Here is a 5011-nt window from a genome sequence, read left to right on the forward strand (position 1 = left end):
CCGACCTTGCCTGCGCGCCCGCGCCGGCGACCCCGCCGCGCCCCCGCGCAGCCAGGCCTCGCTCGCGGTCAGCGCCGATGGCGCCCGCTGGGCGCTGCTGAACGCCTCCCCCGACCTGCGCGCCCAGATCGCCGCCACCCCCGCGCTGCACCCCGTGCCCGCCCCGGGGCGCATCCGCCATTCGCCGATCGCCGCCGTGGTGCTGACCGGGGCCGAGGTGGACACCATCGCCGGGCTGCTCACGCTGCGCGAGCGCCAGCCCTTCGCGCTCCATGCCGGCGCGGCGGCGCTGGCCACGCTTGACGCCAACCCGATCTTCAATGTGCTGGACCGCGCCCTGGTGCCGCGGCGGGACCTGCCGCTCGGCCGGCCGGTGGCGTTGGCGGATGCGGCGGGCGCCCCGCTCGGCCTCACGCTCGAAGCCTTCGCCGTGCCGGGCAAGGTGCCGTTGTTCGAGGAAGCCGGCGCCGATCCGGGCCGGGCGGATGACGGTGCGACCATCGGCCTCGCAGTTTCCGCCGGCGGGGGCGAATTGCTGTTCATTCCGGGCTGCGCCGCCATGACGCCCGGCCTCGCCGCGCGCATCGCCGGCGCCGACACGCTGCTGTTCGACGGCACGCTGTTTCGCGACGACGAGATGATCCGCGCCGGCGCCGGCCCGAAGACCGGCCAGCGCATGGGCCACATGTCCATCCACGGGCCGGGCGGGGCCATTGCCGCCTTGCGCGACCTCCCGCTGCGCCGCCGCGTCTTCATCCACATCAACAACACCAACCCCGTGCTGCTGGCCGACAGCCCCGAGCGCGCGCAGGTCGCCGCCGCCGGCTGGGAGGTCGCGGAGGACGGGATGGAGATCCTCATCCCATGACCGACATGCTCTCCCCGCAGGAACTGGAAGCGCGCCTGCAGGCGATCGGCGAGGAGCGCTACCACATCCGCCACCCCTTCCACCGGCTGCTGCATGGCGGGAAGCTGACGAAGGCGCAGGTGCAGGCCTGGGCGCTGAACCGCTACTATTACCAGGCCAGCATCCCGAAGAAGGACGCGACCGTTCTGGCGCGCCTGCCCACGCCGGAACTGCGCCGCGAATGGCGCCGCCGCCTGGTGGACCATGACGGGGACGGCGTGACGCCGGGCGGGGTGGAGCGCTGGCTGGCGCTGACCGACGGGCTCGGGCTCGACCGCGACTACGTCGTCTCCCTGGAAGGGCTGCTGCCGGGCACGCGCTTCGCGGTCGATGCCTATGTCGCCTTCGTGCGCGACCGCTCGGTGCTGGAAGCGGTGGCCTCCTCGCTGACCGAGATGTTCTCCCCCAACATCATCAGCCAGCGGGTTTCTGGCATGCTGAAGAACTACGACTTCGTCTCGGAGACGACGCTGGCGTATTTCACGCCGCGCCTGACCCAGGCGCCGGTCGATGTCGCCTTCGCGCTGGACTACGTGAAGCGCGTGCCGCGCACGCGGGCCGAGCAGGACCAGGTGCTGGGCGCGCTGCGCTTCAAGTGCGACCTGCTCTGGGCGCAGCTCGATGCGCTGCACTTCGCCTATGTGGAGCCGGGCCTGCCGCCGCCCGGCGCCTTCCGCCCGTGATGGATGCGGCAACCGTCCCGCGCCTGAACCGCGGCGTGAAGTTGCGCGAGGACGCGGTGCGCGGCCGCTGGATCGTGCTCGCCCCCGAACGCATGTTCGTCCCGGACGAGATCGCGCTGGAAGTGCTGCGCCTGGTCGATGGTGCGCGTAGCGTGGGTGCGATCGCCGACGAGCTCGCCGCCCGCTTCGCCGCCCCGCGCGACGAGATCCTGGCCGACGTGAGCGAGATGCTGGCCGACCTCGCGGCCAAGGGCGTGGTGGCGACGTGACCGGCATCGCCCCGCCGCTCGGCCTGCTGGCGGAGGTGACGCATCGCTGCCCGCTGCGCTGCCCCTATTGCTCGAACCCGGTGGAACTCACGCGCGTCGCGGCCGAGCTCGACACCGCAACCTGGGCGCGGGTGTTCCGGGAGGCGGCGGCGCTCGGCGTGCTGCAGCTGCATCTCTCGGGCGGCGAGCCCACTGCGCGGCGCGACATCGTCGAGCTGGTGGCGGCGGCGGCGCAGGCCGGGCTCTACACCAACCTCATCACCGCGGGCGTCACGCTGGACGCGGCGCGCGTTGCGGCGCTGGCCGGGGCCGGGCTCGACCATGTGCAACTGTCGGTGCAGGACGCCGAGGCGGAGGGCGCCGAGCGCATTGGCGGCATGGCCGGCGCGCATGCCCGCAAGCTGGAGGCCGCGCGCCACGTGACCGAGGCCGGGCTGCCGCTGACGCTCAACGCCGTGGTGCATCGGCAGAACCTCGACCGCCTGCCGGCGCTGATCGACCTTGCGCTACAACTCGGCGCCGGCCGGCTCGAGGTCGCGCATGTGCAGTACTACGGCTGGGCGCTGGCGAACCGCGCCGCGCTGCTGCCCACGCGCGCGCAGCTCGATGCCGCGACCGCGACGGTCGATGCCGCGCGCATCGCCCTGAAGGGGCGTCTCGTCATCGACTACGTGGTGCCCGACTACCACGCGCATCGCCCCAAGGCCTGCATGGGCGGCTGGGGCAGCCGGGTCATGGCGATCTCTCCGGCCGGCCGCGCGCTGCCCTGTCATGCCGCGGAAAGCCTGCCCGGCTTCGACTTCCCTGACGTGCGCACGATGTCGTTGCGCGACATCTGGGAGACTTCGGAAGCCTTCAACCGCTACCGTGGCACGTCCTGGATGAAGGATCCCTGCCGGGTCTGCGACCGGCGCGAGATCGACTGGGGTGGCTGCCGCTGCCAGGCCTTCGCGCTGACCGGCGATGCCGCCGCGACCGACCCGGCCTGCGCGCTGTCGCCACACCATGCGCTGCTGGACCTCGCGGTGCAGGAGGCCGCGGCGGCGGAGGCACGCTTCACCTATCGCGAATTCGCCCGGGCCACCCCGGCCGGCTGACGCCGCCCCGCATGGCGCGGGGCGGCGGCGCCCTCACGCCGCGCGCACCGCGCGCAGGAAGTTGTCCGCCCGCTGGCGCAGCGTGTCGGCATCGCCGGCGAGCGCGCCGGACGCCTCCAGCACCGCGCCGGCGGAGCTCCCGGTGGACTCCGATGCCGATCGGATCCCCTCGATCCGCCGCGCCACCGTCTCGGTCGCCTGGGCCACCTGCGACGCGCTGCGCGCGATCTCGCGCGTGGTCGCCCCCTGTTCCTCGACCGCGGCGGCGATCGCGGTAGCAATGTCGCTGGTGCGGTCCACCGTCGCGCCGATGGCGCGGATGGCGTCGACCGCCTGGGTGGTCGCCCCCTGCATCTCGGCGATCTGGCGGCCGATCTCCTCGGTCGCCTTGGCGGTCTGGCCGGCCAGGTTCTTCACTTCGGAGGCGACCACCGCGAAGCCCTTGCCGGCCTCGCCAGCCCGCGCAGCCTCGATGGTGGCATTCAGCGCCAGCAGGTTGGTCTGCCCGGCGATCTCGCCGATCAGGCGCACCACGTCGCCGATGCGCGAGGCCGCTTCCGCCAGGCCGCGCACGGTGCAATCGGTTGCCTTCGCCTCGGCCACCGCGCGGCGCGCCACATCGGCGGCCTCGGCCACGCGGCGCGTGATCTCCTCGACCGAGGCTGCCATCTCCTCGGCGGCCGCTGCCACCGCCTGGACATCGGCATTGGCCTGCACGCCGGCCTCGCTGACGGCTATCGCCTCGCGCCCGCTCTCGGCGGCGGCCTCGGTCAGGCTGCGCGCGGATTGCTGCATCTGCGCCGCCGCCGCGGCCACCGAATTCACCACGGCGCCGATATCGGCCTCGAAGGTGTCGGCCAGGCGCGCCTGCTCGGTCACGCGGTGCCAGGCGAGCATGGCGCCGCTGTAGCGGCCCTCGGCGTCGTGCATGGCGGTGACGTTGAGGTCGAGCGTCTCCGGCCCCATCCGCACCCGCGCCTTGTGCGGCAGGTTGGCGGGGTCGGCCAGCATGGTGCGGATGCGCCCCGGCATCTTGTGGAAGATGTCGATGCTCTGCCCGATCATCTCCTCCGCCTTGACCGGCATGTGCGCCTCGAGGTCGCGGACCAACCGCATCGAGAAGGCATTGGCGTAGGTGATGCGGAATTCGTCATGCGGGTCCGCGACCAGCACGCCGATCGGCATCTGCTCGATCATCTGGCTGCGCGCGAAGGCCTCGGCCACGTTGCCGCGCAGGCCCTCCACCGCCTGCGCGATGCGCCCGATCTCGTCGCGCCGGCCGCGATCGGGCACCGCCACGCCGGCGCGCCCGGCGGCGATCTCGCCGATCGCGGCGGCGAGGCGGCGCAGCGGCGCGCCGATGCTGCGCGTCATCAGCCAGGCCGAGAGCACCAGCACCAGCACGATGGCACCGGCCGCGAGCAGCACGATGCGGTCCTGCCGGCCGAGCGAGGCGGTGACCGCCCGCGCCGACGCCGCCGTCAGCTCCGACAGCCGGGCATTGGCCGCGGCCACGGCGGCGGCGAAGGCGTCGCGCGCCGGGCGCGCCTGCTCCTCCGCGAAGGTCCGGAGGGCGGCGCCCGTCTCGATGGCGGCGATGGCGCTGTCGCTCGCCTGCTCGGCGGTGCGGGCGATGCGCTCCAGCTCCTCGCGCACGCGCTCGCTGCCCTGGGCGGCGGAGATGGCGCCGCGCATGTGCACCCGCGCCTGGGCCGCCGCGCGCCGCGTGCGCTGCGCCTGCCGGTCATCCCCGGTGGCCAGGTAGCGCAGCGCCGAGGCGCGCATGTCGTTCACGCCCTGGTGGAAGGCGATGAAGCGCGTGCGCACATCCTCCTGCTGGGACCCCGACAGGTCGAATTCGATCGCGGCATTGGCCCCCTCGAAGGCCTGGTCGTATTCCGCCGATCGCTGCAGGAAGCCCTCGTCGCGCGCCGAGAGCATGGCCAGGCGCAGCCGCGCCTGCTCGGCGATGGCGGCGGCATAGGCGCCGGCGCGCGTGGCGACGGCGCCGAGCAGCTCCGCCGCCGCCCGGTCGCCGACCTGCGCCGCCGCCTG

The 5011-nt window shown here is 73.8% G+C and carries 5 protein-coding genes; 4 read left to right on the forward strand and 1 reads right to left on the reverse strand.

The features are described 5' to 3' along the window. From pqqB to pqqE, 4 genes are all read left to right on the forward strand, one after another. Positions 1-868: pyrroloquinoline quinone biosynthesis protein PqqB (pqqB, locus tag HW578_RS22690; RefSeq protein ID WP_198372987.1), on the forward strand; the 868-nt coding region annotated here is incomplete at its 5' end. Next, complete coding sequence (gene pqqC, locus HW578_RS22695) at positions 865-1590, forward strand: pyrroloquinoline-quinone synthase PqqC (RefSeq protein WP_198372988.1); 726 nt, start codon at positions 865-867, stop codon at positions 1588-1590. The genes pqqB and pqqC, both read left to right, overlap by 4 nt. Beyond that, a complete protein-coding gene (gene pqqD, locus HW578_RS22700; RefSeq protein WP_198372991.1) occupies positions 1590-1859 on the forward strand; it encodes a pyrroloquinoline quinone biosynthesis peptide chaperone PqqD in 270 nt (89 codons plus the stop codon). The genes pqqC and pqqD overlap by 1 nt, the downstream gene beginning before the upstream one ends. Then, complete coding sequence (gene pqqE / locus HW578_RS22705; protein WP_198372989.1) at positions 1856-2956, forward strand: pyrroloquinoline quinone biosynthesis protein PqqE; 1101 nt, start codon at positions 1856-1858, stop codon at positions 2954-2956. Before pqqD ends, pqqE begins: the two co-directional genes overlap by 4 nt. A gap of 33 nt (positions 2957-2989) precedes the next feature. Here pqqE and HW578_RS22710 read toward each other — a convergent pair. Then, a partial coding sequence (locus HW578_RS22710) for a methyl-accepting chemotaxis protein (protein ID WP_198372990.1) occupies positions 2990-5011 on the reverse strand: 2022 nt, incomplete at its 5' end.

The sequence above is a fragment of the Roseomonas rosulenta genome, from assembly GCF_016106005.1.
In the GTDB taxonomy this organism is placed as follows: domain Bacteria; phylum Pseudomonadota; class Alphaproteobacteria; order Acetobacterales; family Acetobacteraceae; genus Neoroseomonas; species Neoroseomonas rosulenta.

Coding starts and splice junctions, on each gene's coding strand:
- pqqC (WP_198372988.1), top strand. CDS start 865: ATGACCGACATGCTCTCCCCGCAGGAACTGGAAGCGCGCCTGCAGGCG.
- pqqD (WP_198372991.1), top strand. CDS start 1,590: ATGGATGCGGCAACCGTCCCGCGCCTGAACCGCGGCGTGAAGTTGCGC.